This window comes from Pseudoduganella sp. UC29_106 (genome assembly GCF_044055365.1).
GTDB lineage: Bacteria > Pseudomonadota > Gammaproteobacteria > Burkholderiales > Burkholderiaceae_D > Rugamonas.
Window position 1 is genome coordinate 2,504,557 of record NZ_CP171977.1, and the last position, 17,572, is coordinate 2,522,128.

16 protein-coding genes and 1 pseudogene are annotated in these 17,572 nt (G+C 66.3%); 15 read left to right on the forward strand and 2 right to left on the reverse strand.

All coding sequences use genetic code 11. The features are described from left to right. Positions 1-3: 3 nt before the first annotated feature. Positions 4-1,077 carry a 5'/3'-nucleotidase SurE gene (locus ACHMW6_RS12955; protein WP_395407501.1) on the reverse strand — a complete coding sequence of 358 codons (1,074 nt, stop codon included), beginning with the start codon at positions 1,075-1,077 and terminating at the stop codon, positions 4-6. 164 nt (positions 1,078-1,241) lie between these two features. On the opposite strand from ACHMW6_RS12955, the gene ACHMW6_RS12960 reads away from it, so the two are divergent. The 6 genes from ACHMW6_RS12960 to ACHMW6_RS12985 are packed head-to-tail and all read left to right on the forward strand — an operon-like array spanning position 1,242 to position 7,718. Beyond that, positions 1,242-2,456: an acyl-CoA dehydrogenase family protein gene (locus ACHMW6_RS12960; protein WP_395407502.1), complete on the forward strand. Its 1,215-nt coding sequence runs from the start codon at positions 1,242-1,244 to the stop codon at positions 2,454-2,456. Positions 2,457-2,458: 2 nt separating this feature from the next. After that, positions 2,459-4,087 carry an FAD-binding protein gene (locus ACHMW6_RS12965; RefSeq protein WP_395407504.1) on the forward strand — a complete coding sequence of 543 codons (1,629 nt, stop codon included), beginning with the start codon at positions 2,459-2,461 and terminating at the stop codon, positions 4,085-4,087. Positions 4,088-4,109: 22 nt separating this feature from the next. Next, on the forward strand, positions 4,110-4,865 hold the full coding sequence (locus ACHMW6_RS12970; protein WP_395407505.1) for an SDR family oxidoreductase: 756 nt from the start codon (positions 4,110-4,112) through the stop codon (positions 4,863-4,865). A gap of 10 nt (positions 4,866-4,875) precedes the next feature. Next, positions 4,876-5,952, forward strand: coding sequence for a 2Fe-2S iron-sulfur cluster-binding protein (locus ACHMW6_RS12975; protein ID WP_395407507.1), 1,077 nt, complete (start codon positions 4,876-4,878; stop codon positions 5,950-5,952). A gap of 15 nt (positions 5,953-5,967) precedes the next feature. Next, complete coding sequence (locus ACHMW6_RS12980; RefSeq protein WP_395407509.1) at positions 5,968-7,557, forward strand: FadD3 family acyl-CoA ligase; 1,590 nt, start codon at positions 5,968-5,970, stop codon at positions 7,555-7,557. Next, positions 7,554-7,718: a hypothetical protein gene (locus ACHMW6_RS12985; RefSeq protein WP_395407510.1), complete on the forward strand. Its 165-nt coding sequence runs from the start codon at positions 7,554-7,556 to the stop codon at positions 7,716-7,718. The genes ACHMW6_RS12980 and ACHMW6_RS12985 overlap by 4 nt, the downstream gene beginning before the upstream one ends. Before the next feature lies 1 nt (position 7,719). Here ACHMW6_RS12985 and ACHMW6_RS12990 read toward each other — a convergent pair whose 3' ends face one another. Beyond that, positions 7,720-8,589 carry a flavin reductase gene (locus tag ACHMW6_RS12990; protein WP_395407511.1) on the reverse strand — a complete coding sequence of 290 codons (870 nt, stop codon included), beginning with the start codon at positions 8,587-8,589 and terminating at the stop codon, positions 7,720-7,722. A 286-nt stretch (positions 8,590-8,875) separates the two neighbouring features. On the opposite strand from ACHMW6_RS12990, the gene ACHMW6_RS12995 reads away from it, so the two are divergent. From ACHMW6_RS12995 to ACHMW6_RS13035, 9 genes and pseudogenes are all read left to right on the forward strand, one after another. Beyond that, positions 8,876-9,772, forward strand: a complete 897-nt coding sequence (locus ACHMW6_RS12995; protein ID WP_395407512.1) for a VOC family protein — start codon at positions 8,876-8,878, stop codon at positions 9,770-9,772. Positions 9,773-9,782: 10 nt separating this feature from the next. Next, positions 9,783-10,658, forward strand: coding sequence for a CoA transferase subunit A (locus ACHMW6_RS13000; RefSeq protein ID WP_395407513.1), 876 nt, complete (start codon positions 9,783-9,785; stop codon positions 10,656-10,658). A gap of 10 nt (positions 10,659-10,668) precedes the next feature. Continuing rightward, a pseudogene (locus ACHMW6_RS13005) lies at positions 10,669-11,434 on the forward strand (CoA-transferase subunit beta). Next, positions 11,431-12,336: an enoyl-CoA hydratase gene (locus ACHMW6_RS13010; RefSeq protein WP_395407514.1), complete on the forward strand. Its 906-nt coding sequence runs from the start codon at positions 11,431-11,433 to the stop codon at positions 12,334-12,336. Before ACHMW6_RS13005 ends, ACHMW6_RS13010 begins: the two are co-directional and overlap by 4 nt. Beyond that, the gene (locus ACHMW6_RS13015) at positions 12,333-13,424 is read left to right on the forward strand and encodes an NAD(P)H-dependent flavin oxidoreductase (RefSeq protein WP_395407515.1); all 1,092 of its coding nucleotides are present in this window, start codon (positions 12,333-12,335) and stop codon (positions 13,422-13,424) included. The genes ACHMW6_RS13010 and ACHMW6_RS13015 overlap by 4 nt, the downstream gene beginning before the upstream one ends. Continuing rightward, positions 13,421-14,179, forward strand: a complete 759-nt coding sequence (locus tag ACHMW6_RS13020) for an enoyl-CoA hydratase family protein (RefSeq protein WP_395407516.1) — start codon at positions 13,421-13,423, stop codon at positions 14,177-14,179. The genes ACHMW6_RS13015 and ACHMW6_RS13020 overlap by 4 nt, the downstream gene beginning before the upstream one ends. 4 nt (positions 14,180-14,183) lie before the next feature. Then, a complete protein-coding gene (locus ACHMW6_RS13025; protein WP_395407518.1) occupies positions 14,184-15,350 on the forward strand; it encodes an acyl-CoA dehydrogenase family protein in 1,167 nt (388 codons plus the stop codon). 11 nt (positions 15,351-15,361) lie between these two features. Beyond that, positions 15,362-16,417 carry an acyl-CoA dehydrogenase family protein gene (locus tag ACHMW6_RS13030; RefSeq protein WP_395407520.1) on the forward strand — a complete coding sequence of 352 codons (1,056 nt, stop codon included), beginning with the start codon at positions 15,362-15,364 and terminating at the stop codon, positions 16,415-16,417. Then, the gene (locus ACHMW6_RS13035; protein ID WP_395408600.1) at positions 16,417-17,571 is read left to right on the forward strand and encodes an acetyl-CoA C-acetyltransferase; all 1,155 of its coding nucleotides are present in this window, start codon (positions 16,417-16,419) and stop codon (positions 17,569-17,571) included. Before ACHMW6_RS13030 ends, ACHMW6_RS13035 begins: the two co-directional genes overlap by 1 nt. Position 17,572: the final 1 nt, after the last annotated feature.

The following is a 17,572-nucleotide window of genomic DNA, read 5'->3' on the forward strand; positions in this document are numbered from 1 at the left end:
GCCTCACTCGACGAAGTTGGCCAGCTTTGCGCGGATGACCGCCTCCTGCGCGCGGCTGCCCTGGTGCGTACCCTGCATCACGGCCACCGCGATGGCGCCCGCGTTGACCACGTTCTGTTCCGACTCCGGATCGTTGTCGGCGACATACGTCAAGCCGGCTGGCGCAGGCGCCGGGCTGAGAACCAGCGTCACGCCGGGCAGGGGCGGGACGCCATTGGGGAAGGCGCGCGCCAGGTAACTCTGCGCCAGCGCATCTTTCGACAGATCCTCCACGAAGTAGGGCAGCGCGATGGTGGCCAGGCCCAGCTTCGCGTACTTGAACGGCAGCGCGGCGGCCCCACCCCTGGTGAATTTGGGCAGGTTGACATTCAGCCCAACGCCGGGCGGCAGCAAGGTATCGCCGCCCACCGTCTTGCGTTTTTCCAGCTCCGCCACCAGCCGCACCACCACGTCGGCTACCTCGTATTCCGGATCGCCTTCGGCCAGCTTGTTGTAAGGGCGATAGTCCTGCGGTTGCTCGGCGCTCACGGCCAGTGCGGGAATGCCGCGGTTGATGGCGATCAGCGCCGCATTGACAGTGCCGGAGCCGTTATTGATCAAGCCCGTGTTGTTGCCGTAATTGGGGCCGGAAATCACCAGGTCGGGCGCCTTGCCGAAGGCCTTTTTTGCTGCGATATCAATGCCGTACAGGGTGGATGCCACCGGCGTGCTGTTGACGTAGTAGGCGAACGGCAGGCCGGGCAGGGTGCCGACGCCCGGCGCTCCCGCCGCCAGCACTCCACCGCGGCTGGGCGAGCTGCCGCAATTGGTCGCCGTGAGCGGTCCGATGGGACGCAGGAACCCGAGGGCGCCGCCCTGGCCACTGTTGTCGCACACCTCGGAGGAGATGATGACATTGTGGCCGGCCGCCGTCAGCCTCTGTTGCAGCGCGTGGACGGTGCTCGCTTCGCTTCCGTCGTCGTTGGTGACGAGGATGTTCAGCGCGTGCGCCGGAATGGCCGTCGTTGTGGCCGCCGCGGCGGCCAGGATCACAGGCGCCAGGGAAAGGCGCTTGAGGGCAAATGCAGGTCGTTTCATGGTGCGGTTCTCCTTTATGGTTTTTCGATGACAGCCTGACCACAGCATGGTTGATTGCCCGGGCCTACTCATCGTCTGTTCGGACGATGTGAGACCCCGCGTCTTGCCGGAACATGGCTTCAGGCAGGTGGCATCCAGACCACCCCACCATCAAGGAGCGAGACATGCAACAGAACGTGGCGCAATTCCCTCTGACCGCCGTCCACCCGGTCAGCCCCGAAGAGCTGATTGCCCGAGCCCGGGCGATGTTGCCGGCGCTGGCAGAACGCGCCGCGCAGGCGGAGAAAGACCGCAAGGTGCCGGATGAGACGATTGCCGATTTGCAGCAGGCGGGCCTGTTCAAGGTCCTGCAGCCAAAACGCTACGGCGGCTACGAAATGGATCCGGACGTCTTTTTCCAGATCCAGATGACTCTGGCCGAAGCGTGCATGTCCAGCGCGTGGGTATATGGCGTGGTGGCGGTGCACAACTGGCAGCTGGCATTGTTCGACGATCGCGCGCAGCAGGATGTGTGGGGAGAGGACGACAGCGTGCTTACTTCGTCGACTTATATGCCCGTGGCGAAAGTGGTGCCGGTCGAAGGCGGCTTCCAGTTCTCCGGCCGCTGGGGCTTCTCCAGTGGCAGTGAGCATTGCAAGTGGGTGCTGCTGGGCGGACTTGTGCCCCCGGCGGAACCGGGTGGCGCGCCGGAATACCGCACCTTCCTGCTGCCGCGCAGCGACTACCGCATCGAGCGCAATTGGGATGTGCTGGGCCTGTGCGGTACCGGCAGCCACGATATCGTGGTCGATGGCGTGTTCGTGCCCGACTACCGCACCCACAAGTCGGCGGACGGCTTCCAGTGCAACAGTCCGGGCAACGCCGTCAACACGGCCCCCTTGTACCGCCTGCCGTTCGCGCAGATCTTCGTGCGTGCCGTATCCACCGCCTCTCTGGGCGCGCTGCAGGGCGCCATCAACCAGTTCCGCGCCTATGCGGCGAAACTGGTCAGCACGAATACCGGACAAAAGACCAACGAAGACACCGGCGCGCAAATGGCTTGCGCCGAAGCGCAGGCGGCAGCCGACGAAATGCGCGTAGTCCTGCTGCGCAATTTCGCGCACATGATGGCGCTGGCCCGCGAGGGCAAGCCGCTGTCGGTGGAGACCCGCGTCGAGTACCGCTTCCAGTCGGCAGCGGTAGCCGAGCGCTGCGCCACCCAGGTCAACCGGCTGCTGCGCTACTGCGGTGGCCGCGGCATCTACCTGACCAATCCGCTGACCCGTGTATTCCTCGACACGCACGCGGCGCGCGCCCACGTCGCCAATAACATCGATCCTTACGGCCGCAACTACGGCGGCGTGCTGATGGGCCAGAACAACCGCGACTTCTTCATCTGACCATGGATAACCTCGCAAGCTTGCCGCCCCTGGTGGTGGCCGATGCCGCGCGTCAGCGCTGGGATGCGGAGTGCGACGTGCTGGTGCTGGGCTTTGGTGCGGCCGGCGCGTGCGCCGCGCTGGCCGCCGCCGAGAAGGGCGCGCGCGTCATCGTGGCCGACCGCTTTAATCGCGGCGGCGCCAGCGCCAAGAGCGGCGGCGTGGTGTATGCGGGAGGCGGCACGCCCCAGCAAGTGGAAGCGGGCGTGCAGGATACGCCGCAGGCGATGTTCGAATACCTGCGCCAGGAAACAGGCGACGCTGTCAGCCCGTCCACCCTGCGTGCGTTCTGCGAGGGCAGCCGCGACATGATTGCCTGGCTGTCCGGCCTGGGCGTCGGCTTCGGCTCGGCCATGCCGCCCCGGAAGACTTCCTATCCAGCCGATGGCTACTATCTGTACTACTCGGGCAGCGAGGCGGTGCCGGAATTTTCCCGCAGCGCCAGTCCGGCGCCGCGCGGCCACCGGGTCAAGGGAAGCGGCATGTCCGGCCGCGTTCTGTTCGGCGTGCTGCGCGAGGCCGTGGGCCGCGCCGGCATAACGGTGCGCGGCCAGGCCATCGGCCGCCGGCTGGTGACCAATGCCAACGGCGCGGTGCTGGGCGCCGAGGTCACGCAAATGAGCGGCTTTGCAGGCCTGCTGCACCGCCAGCTGGAGTGCTTTGCCGACGCGGTACACAACATGGCGCCCGGCCTGGCCGACCAGGCACGCGCCGCACTCGCGCGGCTGGAGGCGCGCCATGGACGCCAGCAACTGGTGCGAGCCCAGGGTGGCGTGGTGCTGGCCACCGGAGGCTTCATCTTCAACCGCGCAATGGTGGGCCAGCATGCGCCACGCTACCTGCGCGCCTGGCGTCTCGGCGCGACCGGCTGCAGCGGCAGCGGCATCGCGCTGGGACAGTCGGTAGGCGGCGCCTGTTCGCATATGCACAAGGTATCCGCCTGGCGCTTCATCAATCCGCCTTTCGAGTGGGCGCGCGGCATGGTGGTCGACCGCAACGGGCGGCGCATCTGCAATGAGGAAGTGTACGGCGCCCGGCTGGGGCACGCGATGTGCGAGCAGGCCGATGGCCGCGCATGGCTGGTCATCGACGACGCCCTGCGCCGCGCCGCGTTGCGCGAATGCCGCTCCGGCAAGCTGTGGCTGTTCCAGAGCGGCCCCGCGCTGATGCTGATGCTGTGGCGCGCCGTCAAGGGCGCGGACGCGGCGCAGCTGGCGTCGCGCATCGGTGTGCCGCCGGTCCAGCTGGCGCAAACGCTTGCCAACTACAACGCCGCAGCTTCCGGCACTGCACCCGATGCCTTCGGCAAATCGGCCGCCATGCTGGCGCCGCTGTCCGGCCCACTGTATGCGATCGATATTTCGATGGACAGCCGCCTGTTCCCATGCCCGGCCATCACCTTGGGCGGCCTGAAGGTCGATGAAACCAGCGGCGCCGTGCTGCGCGGCGACGGCAGCGTCATTGCGGGCCTTTATGCGGCCGGGCGTACGGCACTGGGCATCGCATCGAATCAATACGTCAGCGGATTGTCGCTGGCGGACTGCGTATGGTCCGGCCGAAAGGCCGGTGCCGCCGCGTATTCAACACATTAAACACAACAACCAGGAGACTGAAATGGACAGGGTTAAAGGCAAGGTAGTACTGATCACGGGCGCCGCCAGCGGCGTGGGCCGGGAGAACGCGCTGCTGCTGGCCGCCGAAGGCGCCAAGGTCGTGCTGACCGACGTGAACGAGGAGGGCGTGCAGGCGCTGGCGAAGGAAATCGGCGACAACGCCTATGCGCTGGTGCACAACATCGCCAGCGAAGGCGACTGGCAGCGCGTGGTAGTCGCCGCGCTGGAGCGCTTCGGCCGGATCGATGTTCTGGTCAATAATGCCGCCATCCTGGCCATGGGCACCATCGAATCGACTACCCTGGAAGACTGGCAAAGAATCCAGCGCATCAATGCGGAAGGTTATTTCCTCGGCTGCAAATATGGTGTACAGGCGATGAAGCAGCACGGCGGCGCCATCATCAATATGGCTTCGTTGGCGGCGCTGGCGGGCATGGCCCACTTCTGCGCCTACAGTGCGTCCAAGGGTGCGGTGACGGCGCTGACGCGCAGCGTGGCGGCGCACTGCAAGCAGCAGCGCTACAACATCCGCTGCAATTCCGTGCACCCGGACGGCATCCTGACGCCGATGGTGATGAACCTGATGGCGCAGACTGGCGGCGCGGCGGAAGTCAAGGTGGAGGGCGATCCGATGGCGCGCATGTGCATGCCGAAGGATATCGCCAACCTTGTGCTGTTCCTGGCGTCCGACGAATCGCGCTTCATCAATGGTTCCGAGCTGCGCATCGACAACGGCCAGTTGTCGATCGACTCGTAAGGAGGGCGACATGACCGCCGCCCTGCCTGCCGCCGCCACCACGGCCGCGCCGGAAGCGGCGTGGCACGGGCTTACCGTGGCGCGCGTGATTGCCGAAACCAGCGATGCAACATCGGTGGAGCTGCACGTGCCGCTCGAGCTGGCCGCGCAATTCGCCTACCGGCCCGGCCAGTTCCTGACCCTGCGCGTGGCGCATCCGGACGGCATGCTGTCGCGCTGCTATTCGCTGTCCAGCAGTCCGGGCATCGATGCGCTGCCGCGCGTGACGATCAAGCGCGTGGCGGGCGGGCGCGCTTCCAACTGGCTGTGCGACAGCCTGACGGAGGGCACACAGGTCGAAGTGATGGCTCCGGCCGGCGTTTTCGTGCCGGAGCGGCTGGACGGCGATTTCACCCTGCTGGCGGGCGGCAGCGGCATCACGCCAATGCTGTCGATCATCAAGGCCGTGCTGGCGCGCGGCGAGGGCAAGGTGTGGCTGCTGTATGCCAACCGCGATCCTGCTTCCGTCATTTTTCGCAACGAACTGCAGGCGCTGGCCGAGGCGCATCCGCAGCGGCTGGTCGTCCAGCACTGGCTGGACCAGGTGCAGGGCATGCCGTCAACGCAACAGCTGCAGGCATTGCTGGCCCGCCAGCCGGCCGGCCAGTATTTCATCTGCGGACCCAAGCCATTCATGGATGGTGCGCAGGCGGCATTGAAGGCGCTGAGCGTGCCGCGCGAGCGAGTGCGCGTTGAGCGCTTCGTGTCGCTTGATGTTGCTGGCGCCGCCGCCGACGCCGCCATGGAGGTGCCGCCGTCGGCGGACGCAGTGGCGGCCAGGCTGGAGGTCGCGCTGGACGGCGCAGAGCACGCGCTGGATGTCCCGCCCGGCGCCAGCCTGCTCGACACCATGCTCGCCGCCGGCCTGAAGCCGCCCCATTCCTGCCGCACCGGCTCCTGCGGCGCCTGCATGTGCAAGGTGGAGCAGGGCGAGGTGCAATTGCGCCTCAATGCCGTGCTGGACGAAGACGACCTGGCCGATGGCTGGACGCTGGCCTGCCAGGGCATCCCCGCCAGCGCGACGTTGCGCTTGCGTTTCCCCGACTGATTTTCGGATGAAGTGATGAACGACCTTGATTCCAGCCCCGTCGCCGTGCAGACCACGCCGCAAATGATGGCGGCAGCCGCTGCTCGCTGGCCCTTTGCCTGCGCCATTTATGAAGATGGCGCCAGCCTGACTTATGCGGCGCTGGATGCGTTGCGCTGGAAGGCGGCGCGTGCGCTGATCGCCGCGGGTATCGAAGCGGGCGACCGCGTCGCGGTCTGGGCGCCGAACGGCCACCAGTGGATTGCGGCGGCGCTGGCCATCCACAGCGCGGGCGCCACGCTGGTCCCCGTCAATACGCGGCTGCGCGGCATCGAAGCGGGTGGAATCCTGGCCGACAGCGGCGCGCGCCTGCTGTTCTGCTGCGGCGACTTTCTCGGCGAGTACTACCCGGCCATGCTGGGGCAGCACCGGCCAGCCACGCTGGAACGCATCGTCGTGTTTGGCGCGGCCCGGCCAGGCGCCGGCACGGAGGACTGGGACACTTTCCTGTCGCGCTCGCAGCAAATCGGGCGGGGAGAGGCTGCCGCGCGTGCCGCTGCCGTCACACCTGGTCACCTGTCGGACCTGATGTTCACCTCCGGCACCACGGGCCGCCCCAAAGGCGTGATGGCCGCGCATGGCCAGAACCTGCGCGCCGTCGCCTCGTGGGGGGCGGCAGTGGGCCTGCAGGCGGGCGAGCGCTACCTGATTGTGTCGCCGTTCTTCCATGCCTTCGGCTACAAGGCCGGCTGGCTTGCCGCGCTGATGCACGGCTGCACCATCGCGCCGCACCAGGTGTTCGATGCCGAAGCCATCCTGGCGCGCATTGCCGCCGAGCGCATTCAGGTCCTTCCTGGCCCGCCAACCTTGTATCTCAGCATGCTGGCGCTGCCCAGGCTGAAGGAGTACGACCTCTCCAGCCTGCGCGCCGCCGTCACAGGCGCCGCGGCCATCGCGCCTTCGCTGATCGAGAAAATGCGCACGGAACTGGGTTTCCAGACCGTGCTGACCGGCTATGGCCTGACCGAATCCTGTGGCTTCGCGACCCTGTGCGACGCCCGCGACTCCGCCGAGCTGGTGGCCACGACCTGCGGCCGTGCCATGCCGGGCATCGAGTTGCGCTGCGCCGGCAGCGACGGGGAGACCTTGCCGCCGGGAGAGCCGGGCGAAGTGCAACTGCGCGGCTATAACGTTATGCGGGGCTATTTCAACGATGGCGCCGCGACCGCGGGCACCGTCGGCAACGACGGCTGGCTGCGCACCGGCGACGTGGGCACGCTCGATGCGAATGGCTACCTGCGCATCACCGACCGGCTGGGCGATATGTATATCAGCGGCGGCTTCAATTGCTACCCTGCCGAAATCGAGCGGCTGCTGTCCGCCCACCCGGCAATCGCCCAGGTGGCAGTAGTGGGCGTGCCGGACGAACGGATGGGGGAGGTAGGCAAGGCGTGCATCGTGCTGCGTGCCGGCGCCCATCTGGACAGCACCGGCCTGATTGCGTGGGCACGCGGCCAGATGGCCAATTACAAAGTGCCGCGCGCAGTCGAATTCATGGACGCCTTGCCGCAGAACGCCTCCGGCAAGGTGCTCAAGTATCAGCTGAAGCCGGGAGACGCGAAGTGAGCACCTTGCCCAGCGCCGCAGCGCAACTCGAATTCTTCATGCGTCCCTTGCTGGACATCCTGACCGCTCCGGGCCACTGGCTGATTGATTTCGTGCCGCTGCTGCTGGCCGGGGCGCTGCCGCTGGCGGCAGGCGCCCTGATGCTGCTGGCGCGGCGCTAGCTCACTCGCTCCAGGGGTGGGCCAGGCCTGGATCGGTGTGCAGGATGAACTGTTTCAACAGGTTTTTCAGGGCCACTGCATCCCATTCTCCCAGCCGCGCCAGCATGTCCGCTTCCAGCGCCTTGGCTGCGGCGATGATGCGCAAGGTGACAGCGCGGCCCTGTTCCGTCAGGTGGCAGAGCTGCTGGCCGGCCGGTCCCACGGTGCGCAGCAGGCCTTTTACTTCCAGCCGTGCGATCAGCTGCATCGTCACCTGGTGGCCGGTGTAGGAAAAACGTTCATTGAAATTGCCGATGCTGCGGCCCTCGCGCACCAGCAGGACGCTCAGCACGAAGTATTCGGTGTCGCTCAGCGCGTGTTGCTGCAGGTGGGTGCGCAACTGGCTGTAGAACTGGAAGTGGGCGCGCGCCAGAAGGTAGCCGGTGAAATTCTCGCTGAAGCTGGCGTCGTCGTCCTGTGCTTCGGCCGAAAAGGCCTGCACGGCCGTCTTGGCGGTGGCAACGGCATAGCGGCCGGCCTGGAATACCAGCGGTGGGGCGTCGCTGCGGTCCATCGCCACCACTTCGCCGACGAAGATGATGTGATCGCCCCCTTCGTACTGGAAGGCCGTGCGGCATTGCAGCCGGGCGGCGCAACCGGTCAGCAGCGGCACGCCGCCGGCGCCGCATTCCAGCGTCAGGCCGGCAAACTTGTCGGCGCCGCTGCGGGCGAACTGGTTGGACAGTGCATCCTGGTCCTGCGCCAGGATATGGACCGAAAAGTGCTGGCTGTGCGTGAACGCGGCCAGGCTGCGCGAACTCCTGGCAAGGCTCCACAGCACCATTGGCGGATCCAGCGAAACGGAGTTGAAACTGTTCGCTGTCACGCCCACGGGGGCGCCGTCCGCCCCCTACGGCTGTGACGACGGTGACGCCGGTGGTGAAAGCGCCCAGCGCCTTGCGGAATTCCTGTTTATCCAGTGTTGTGTCGGTAGCCATGGCTGCTCCTGAAGCGGTTGAATGGGAATGTCCATCCGAGTGTCGCTCCGCAGGGGCGGGCAGGCATCGTCTGGCCGGACTATTTGCCTTCTGCGCCACTTAGTCTTATCAGACGATGTTGCCCCTTGTTGTTTCTCGCAGAATCAGTTTCAGGTTCAAACACAAACGAGGGGAACGAGCATGATCGATATTCGCGGACTGGGCTACATCGTGGCGCAAGCCACCGACATGGCGGCCTGGCGCCACTATGGCGAGCAGGTGCTGGGCATGATGGCGTCCGACGCGCCGGATGGTGGCCTGTACCTGAAGATGGACGAAAGGGCGGCCCGCATCCATGTCGTGCCGGGCCAGAAAGATTGCTACCTGGCGTCCGGCTGGGAACTGGCCAGCGAGGAAGCCTTCCAGGCCGCCCAGGATGAGTTGCGCCGGCGCGACGTGGTCTTCCACCTGGCCGACAGCGCCACCTGCGCGCTGCGTCATGTGCAGCAGATGCTGTGGGTGGCCGACCCGTCAGGCAACCGCCATGAGCTGTACTGGGGCGTCAAATCCGATTTCCGCCGCTTTGCCTCGCCGATCGGCGTTGCCGGTTTTGTAACCGGTGAACTGGGCCTGGGCCATGTGGTATTGCCCGCACCGGATTTCGACCAGACGTACCGCTTCCTGGCCGATGTGCTGGGATTCGGCCTGTCGGACATTTTCCGCATGCGCTTCACGCGCGATCCGGCGGAGCCTGAAAAACGCATCTACTTCCTGCATTGCCAGAATGGCCGCCATCACAGCGTCGGCATCTTCGAAATGCCGATTCCGTCCGGTTGCGTACACGCGATGGTGGAAGTACCGTCGATGGACGAAGTAGGGCGCGCGCTGGACCGCGTGCGCCAGCATGGCGTGAAGATGTCCGCCACGCTGGGCCGCCATTGCAACGACCGCATGACTTCCTTCTACATGAAGACGCCGAGCGGCTTCGACATGGAATACGGCCATGGCGGCCTGGTGGTCGACTGGGCGCAGCACTCGGTTTATGAAGCCACGGCGGTCAGCCTGTGGGGCCACGACTTCAGCGTCGGCTACCAGTAAGGAAGACGCCATGAACAAGCAAAGAACCGCGGCCGAAGTGGTCGCGCAACTGAAGGATGGCATGACCATCGGCATTGGCGGCTGGGGTCCGCGCCGCAAGCCGATGGCGCTTATCCGCGAAATCCTGCGCTCCGACCTGAAAGACCTGACCATCGTCGCCTATGGCGGCGCGGATGTCGGCATGCTGTGCGCTGCAGGCAAAGTCAGGAAGCTGATTTTCGCCTTCGTTTCCCTCGACTTCATCCCGCTCGAACCTTATTTCCGCGCGGCGCGCCAGCAGGGCGCCATCGAAGTGATGGAAATCGACGAAGGCATGCTGCTTCTGGGCCTGCGCGCCGCCGCCATGCGCGTGCCCTACATTCCGACCGCCGTCGGCCTGGGCACCGATGTGCTGCGCCATAACCCGGACCTCAAGGTCATCGATTCCCCCTACGACGGCAAGCAGTGGGTGGCAATGCCCGCGCTGAAGCTGGACGCAGCCCTGCTGCACGTGGACCGCGCCGATGTGCGCGGCGTATGCCAGGTGAAAGGTCCGGACCTCTACATGGACGACCAGTTCGCCCGCGCCGCCAGCCGTACCTATGTGTCCTGCGATGAACTGGTGGACAGCAGCTGGTTCGCGCAAGGCGACGAAGCGCGCTACGTGCACTGGGAACGCGCCGTCACCACGGCCGTGGTGCATGCACCATGCGGCGCCCATCCGACTTCCTGCGCGCCGCTGTATGGCTTTGACCAGGCGCATTTCAAGCAATACGCGGCCGGCGCGCGTGAGCCGCAAGGCTGGCAAGAGTATGCCGAACGCTATATCGCCTGCGGCGAAGAAGAGTACCTGCGCCGTGTAGGCGGGGTTGAGGCAATCCGCAAGCTGGCCTTGCCGGTTTTCTGAGGGGTACGACATGACTGCAATTTCCCTGATCGATACCATCGCCTGCGCCGCGGCCCGCGCCTGGCAGCACGATGGCGAAGTGCTGGCAACCGGCATCGGCGTGCTGCCGCGCCTGGCCGCCTCGCTCGCGATGCGCTCCGTGAATCCGGACCTGATGATGACCGATTCCGAAGCCTGGCTGCTGAGCGAACCGGCGCCGCTGGGGCTTCGCGGTGATTATCAGCTCCAGCGCGAAACCTGGATGGGCTTTGCCCGCATCTTTGACAATGTGTGGAGCGGCCGCCGCCACGCCATGGTGGCGCCAACCCAGATCGACCGCTTCGGCCAGGCGAATATCTCGATGATCGGCAACGATTACCGCCGTCCGGCCGTGCAGATGCTGGGGCGTGCGTGGCTTCCCCGGCAATTCGATCAGCCATGCAAATTCCTTCTTCGTGCCCAATCACAGCCGCAAGGTCTTCGTGGCGGGTGAGGTGGACATGGTGGCCTCGATCGGCTACAACCCCGAGCGCCTGCCGCGCGGCTACTCCTTCGACGATATCGACCTGCGCCGGGTCATTACCAATCTGTGCGTGATGGACTTTGGCGGTCCGCAAAAACAGCTGCGCGTCGTCTCGCTGCATCCAGGCGTCACGGCCGAACAGGTGCAGGAGGCTACCGGCTTCCCTCTGCACGTGCCTGCCGAGGTGCCGCAAACGGCTGTCCCCACCGAAGCCGAACTGGCCCTGATCGGCCAGCTCGATCCTCACAACCTGCGCGCAACGGTGCTGTCATGAACGCCGCTATTGAAACCGCCTTCGTCGAGCGCGAAGACAGCTCCGTCTATGAAACCGTGGAGCCGGTGCTGTATAGCGTGGCGGACGGCATCGCGACGGTCACGCTGAACCGGCCGCAATTCCACAACGCGCAGAATTCCCAGATGACCTATGCGCTGGACGCAGCATTCCAGCGCGCGGTCAACGATGATGCTGTAAAGGTCATCGTGCTGCGCGGCGCCGGCAAGCATTTCTCGGCAGGCCACGACATCGGCACGCCTGGGCGCGACATCAATAAGTCCTTCGAGCGCGTGTCGGGCTGGTATGACCACGTCAACAAGCCGGGCGGCGAGTTCCTGTACGCGCGGGAGCAGGAAGTCTATCTCGGCATGTGCCGACGCTGGCGCGACCTGCCGAAACCGATGATCGCGATGGTGCAGGGCGCTTGCGTGGCGGGCGGCCTGATGCTGGCCTGGGTGTGCGACCTGATCGTCGCGTCCGAAGAGGCATTTTTTGCCGATCCGGTGGTGCGCATGGGGATTCCCGGCGTCGAATATTTCGCCCATCCATTCGAGATGCACCCGCGCCTGGCCAAGGAATTCCTGTTCCTGGGCGAACGGATGGGCGCGCGCCGCGCCTATGAAGCGGGCATGGTCAACCGAGTGGTAGGCGCCGGTTGCAGCCTTGAGCAGGCGACTTACGACATCGCGCACCGCATCGCCGCCATGCCGCGCATGGGACTGGCCCTGGCCAAGCAAGCCGTCAACCATGCGGAGGAACTGGGCGGCAAGCGCGCCGCGATGGAAGCGGCGTTTGGCTGGCACCACTTCGCCCACGTGCACAATGAGCTTGTGTCCGGCGACAAGCTGGGAGGGTATGACGCGCGCAGCATGGCGTCGTCCCAGCGCAAGGAGCAGGCATGAACGGCCCGCTCGATACCGTGCTGTGCCAGCTGCTCGGCTGCCGCTATCCCATCGTGCAGACCGCGATGGGCTGGGTGGCTGATGCAAAGCTCGTCGCCGCCACTGGTAACGCTGGGGGCTTCGGCTTCCTGGCAGGGGCCACGATTCCGCCAGCCGAACTGGAACGCGAAATCATCAAGGTCAAGTCGCTGAGCGATGCGCCCTTCGGCCTGAACTTCCACATGTTCCAGCCCAACGCCCAGGAGGCGATGGACCTGGCCATCAAGCATAGGCTGCGCGCCGTCAGCTATGGCCGCGGTCCCGATGCGCGCGCCATCGGACGCCTGAAGGATGCTGGTGTGCTGTGCATGCCGACCGTGGGCGCCGTGAAGCACGCGCAAAAGGCGGTCGAACTGGGCGCGGACATCGTCACCGTGCAGGGCGGGGAGGGCGGCGGCCATACCGGCTCCGTGCCGACCACGCTGCTGTTGCCTCAGGTGCTGGAGGCGGTCCAGGTGCCGGTGGTGGCGGCCGGCGGCTTCTACAACGGGCGCGGCCTGGCGGCGGCGCTGGCTTATGGCGCGGCCGGCATCGCAATGGGCACGCGCTTCCTGATGACCACCGATTCGCCGGTGCCCCCGGCCACGCTGGCACGTTACACGGCCGTGCGCGATCCTGCGGCGATCCGCGTGTCGCTGGCGATCGACGGCATGCCGCAGCGGATGATTGACAACCTCTACCTGGACAAGCTGGAACAGGCCGGTCCCCTCGGCCGCATGCTGCTGGCACTGAACACGGCACGGCGCTGGCGCCGCCACACGGGCATGCGCTGGAGCGAGATGCTGGGCGCAGCCCGCCAGGCGCTGCAGGGCGACGGCATGAATGCGGCGCAAACACTGATGGCTGCCAATGCGCCGGTGCTGATCCAGCGTGCGATGGTGGAAGGCTTGCCGGACCAGGGCGTGCTGCCCAGCGGGCAGGCTGCCGCCGCGATCGACAAGCTGGAGTCCTGCGCCACCCTCATTGCGCGTATCGCGCAGGACGCTGAACAGCGCCTGGCCGACTGCGGCGCAGCGCGCCGCCACACCAACCAAAGGAACATCGCATGAAAACCCCATTCCAAACGACGGTCGCCGACGGCATTGCCGAACTGGTGATCGACCACCCACCGGTGAATGCACTGGATTGCGCCGGCTGGCAGAAACTGGCCGATGAACTGGACGCGCTGGGCCGCAACGACGCAGTACGCGTAATTGTGCTGCGCGGCGCGGGCCGCGGCTTCTGCGCCGGCGTCGATATCAAGGAACTGGCCGCCCATCCCGAACGCATCGTCGACGTCAACGCCGGCAATTACGCTTCCTTCCGTGCAGTGCACCGCAATCCAAAGCCGGTGATCGTGGCCGTGCATGGCTTCGTTTTGGGCGGCGGCATCGGCCTGGCCGGCGCAGCCGATATCGTGATCGCGTCAAGCTGCGCGCGCTTCGGCGTGCCGGAGATCGACCGCGGCGCCATGGGCGGCGGTGCCCACCTGCAGCGCCTGTTCCCGCTGCAGAAGGTGCGCCATATGTACTTCACCGGCGAGATGATCGGCGCCGATGAGGCCTACCGGCTGGGCAGCATCGAGCGTGTAGTGCCGCTTTCTGAACTGCGCGACACGGCGTTGTCCATCGCGCGCCGCATCGCCGCCAAGAGCCCGGACATGCTGCGCCTGGCCAAGGAATCGCTGAACGGCGTGGAAGACGGCAACCTGGAAGACAAATACCGCTGGGAGCAGGGCTTCACCCTGCAGGCGTATATGACGGGTGATTCGACGGAAGCGCGCGCCGCCTTCGTCGGCAAGCGCGAAGCCAGCTTCGGAGGATAGAGCCATGGACCTGCGCTATACCGAGAGCGAGCGCGCCTTCCGCGCCGAAATCCGCGCGTGGCTGGCGGAGCATGTGCCCTCCAAACCTCTGAAAAGCTTCGACACCGAAGAAGGCTTCGCCGAACACCGCGCCTGGGAGCGCACCCTGTACTCAGGCCGCTGGAGCATGGTCACATGGCCGCGCGAACTGGGTGGGCGCGGCTGCAGCCTGGTTGAGTGGCTGATCTTTGAAGAGGAGTACTGGCGCGCCGGCGCGCCGCTGCGCGTCAATCAGAACGGCGTGTTCCTGCTGGGGCCAACCCTGATGGACGTGGGCACGCCCGAGCAGCAGGCCCGCTTCCTGCCCCGCATCGCGTCCGGTGAAGATATCTGGGCGCAGGCCTGGTCGGAACCGGGCGCCGGTTCGGATATGGCCGCGATCCGCTGCAGCGCGCGGCTGGAGGGCGACCATTATGTCGTCAATGGCCAGAAGATCTGGTCCACCCGCGCCGTATGGGCCGACTGCGCCTTTGGCCTGTTCCGCAGCGATCCAATGTCCAGCCGGCACCACGGCCTGTCCTTCCTGCTGACGCCACTGGACGCACCCGGCATCACGGTGCGCCCGATCCGCCAGCTGAACGGCCAGACCGGCTTTGCCGAAATCTTCTTCGATGACGTGCGCATTCCCGTTGCCAACCGCCTGGGCCAGGAAGGCGCGGGCTGGCAGGTGGCGATGGCCACGGCCGGTTTCGAGCGGGGACTGATGCTGCGCTCCCCGGCCCGCTTCCAGGAAACCGCGCGTGCGCTGGTGGCCCTGTACCGCGAGCGCCAGGCGCAGGGCAAGGCAGATCCCGCCCTGGCCGAACAAGTGGCGCGCGGCTGGATGGATGCGGAAGCGTATGCGCTGTCGACCTATGCAACGGTCAGCCGCCTGCAGAAAGGCGGCCATATCGGCCCGGAATCGTCCACCAACAAGGTGTTCTGGTCCGAACTCGATATCCGCCTGCACGACACCGCGCAGCGCCTTGCCGGGCCGCTGGCCGAACTGACTGCCGGCGCACCACTGGCGCTGGAACATGGCCGCTGGCTTGAGGGCTATATGTTCGCGCAGTCCGGCCCGATCTACGCGGGCACCAATGAAATCCAGCGCAACATCGTGGCCGAACGCATGCTGGGCATGCCGCGCACCTGAAGGAGAGAGTGATGGATTTTACGTTTCAGGAAGATCAGACCCTGCTGGCCGATACCGTGCGCCGTTTCATGGTCAACGAAGTGTCGCCGGAATTGATACGCGAATTGTGGAGCCGCCCCAGCGGCCGCTCGCCGGACCTGTGGCGGCAACTGGCCGAGCAGGGCTTGACGGGATTGTCCGTGCCGGCCGAACACGGCGGCATGGGCATGGGCGACGTCGACTGGGTATTGCTGGCGCAGGAGTGCGGCTATCACGGCCTGCCGGCGCCGCTGCTGGAAAGTTCGTGGGTGGCCGCCGGCCTGCTGGCAGCCCTGCCGCCGAATGACACGCGCGACCGCGCCCTGGTTGGCATTGCCGACGGCAGCCTGCGCGTGGCGCTGGGCCACGCCTACAGCCCGCTGGTGGCCGACGCCGACCAGGCCCACCTCGTCCTGCTGGAGCAGGGCGGCCGCCTGTTCGCCATGCCGTCCAACAGAGTTGCACTGACGGCGCAGGAAAGTGTCGATCCTTCGCGCCGCCTGTTCACGGTGGAGTGGGAGAGCGAGCCGCAATACTGCATCGCAGAACAGGCCGCGCCGCTGATGGAGCAGGCCTTCCTGCTGGGCGCTCTGGCCGCCGGCGCGCAGTTGCTGGGACTTGCCCAGCGCATGCTGGACCTGGCCATCGATTACTCAGCCGAGCGCAAGCAGTTCGGCAAGCCGGTCGGCTCTTACCAGGCGCTCAAGCACCAGCTGGCCGATGTCGCCGTCAAGCTTGAGTTTGCGCGCCCGGTGGTCTACCGCGCGGCCCATGCGATGGCGCATGGCGCGGACGCAGCAGCGGCCCACGTGTCGCACGCCAAGGTGGCGGCCGCCGAAGCGGCGCTGCTGGCGGCACGCAATGCCATGCAGGTGCATGGCGCGATGGGCTACACCTGGGAAGTCGATTTGCAGATTTTCATGAAGATGACCTGGGCGCTGGACGCAGCCTGGGGTGAACGCAGCCTGCACCTGGCACGTCTGCGCGCCCACGTGCTGGCGCCTGATGCCGCTCTTGGGCCGGGAAGCACTTTTGAGGAGCAGGAATGATGAAGAGGACGGATGCCTATATCGTCGATGCGCTGCGCACGCCGGTGGGCAAGCGCCGCGGCAGCCTGGCGCACATGCATGCGGCGGACCTGGGCGGCTTCGTGCTGCGCGCGCTGGTCGAACGCAATGCGATTCCGGCCGACGAGGTGGACGACGTGGTGTTCGGCTGCGTCGATACCATCGGCCCGCTGGCAGGCAATATCGCGCGTTCCAGCTGGCTCGCTGCGGGCCTGCCGCTGACTGTGCCCGGCGTGACGGTGGACCGCCAGTGCGGCTCGTCGCAACAGGCGCTGCATTTCGCAGCACAGGCGGTGATGAGCGGCACGCAGGATGTGGTCATCGCCGGCGGCGTGCAAACCATGAGCAGCATTCCGATTTCGTCGGCCATGCTGGCGGGCCAGGCGCTGGGCTTTGCCGATCCGTTCTCCGGCAGTACCGGGTGGCAGGCTCGCTTCGGCAACCAGCCTGTGTCGCAGTTCCATGCGGCGCAAATGATCGCCGAGCGCTGGCAGTGCAGCCGCGCCGATATGGAAGTCTATGCGCTGGAAAGCCACCGGCGCGCGCTGCAGGCGGCCACCGAGGGCCGCTTCGACCGCGAAATCGTGCCATGCGCTGGACTCGCCCACGATGAAACGCCACGCCGCACCTCGCTGGAGAAAATGGCGGAACTGGATCCGCTGGGCGAGGGCAGTTGGCTGACGGCGGGCGTGTCCAGCCAGACGTGCGACGCGGCAGCCGCGCTGCTGGTGGTCTCGGAAGATGCGCTGAAACGCTACAACCTCACGCCGCGCGCCCGCATCCACCATCTCTCCGTGCTGGGCGACGATCCGGTATGGATGCTGACGGCGCCGATCGCGGCCACGCAGAACGCGCTGCGCCGCTGCGGCATGCGCTGGAACGACATCGACCTGGTCGAAATCAACGAAGCCTTTGCCAGCGTGGCGCAGGCCTGGCTGAAAGAGACCGGCTACCCGCACGAACAAACCAATGTCAACGGCGGCGCCATCGCGCTGGGCCATCCGCTGGGCGCCACCGGCGCCCGCCTGGCCACGACGCTGCTGCATGAACTGGAACGGCGCGGCCGGCGCTTCGGCCTGCAAACCATGTGCGAAGGCGGCGGCCTTGCCAACGTGACCATCATTGAACGGATCTGAA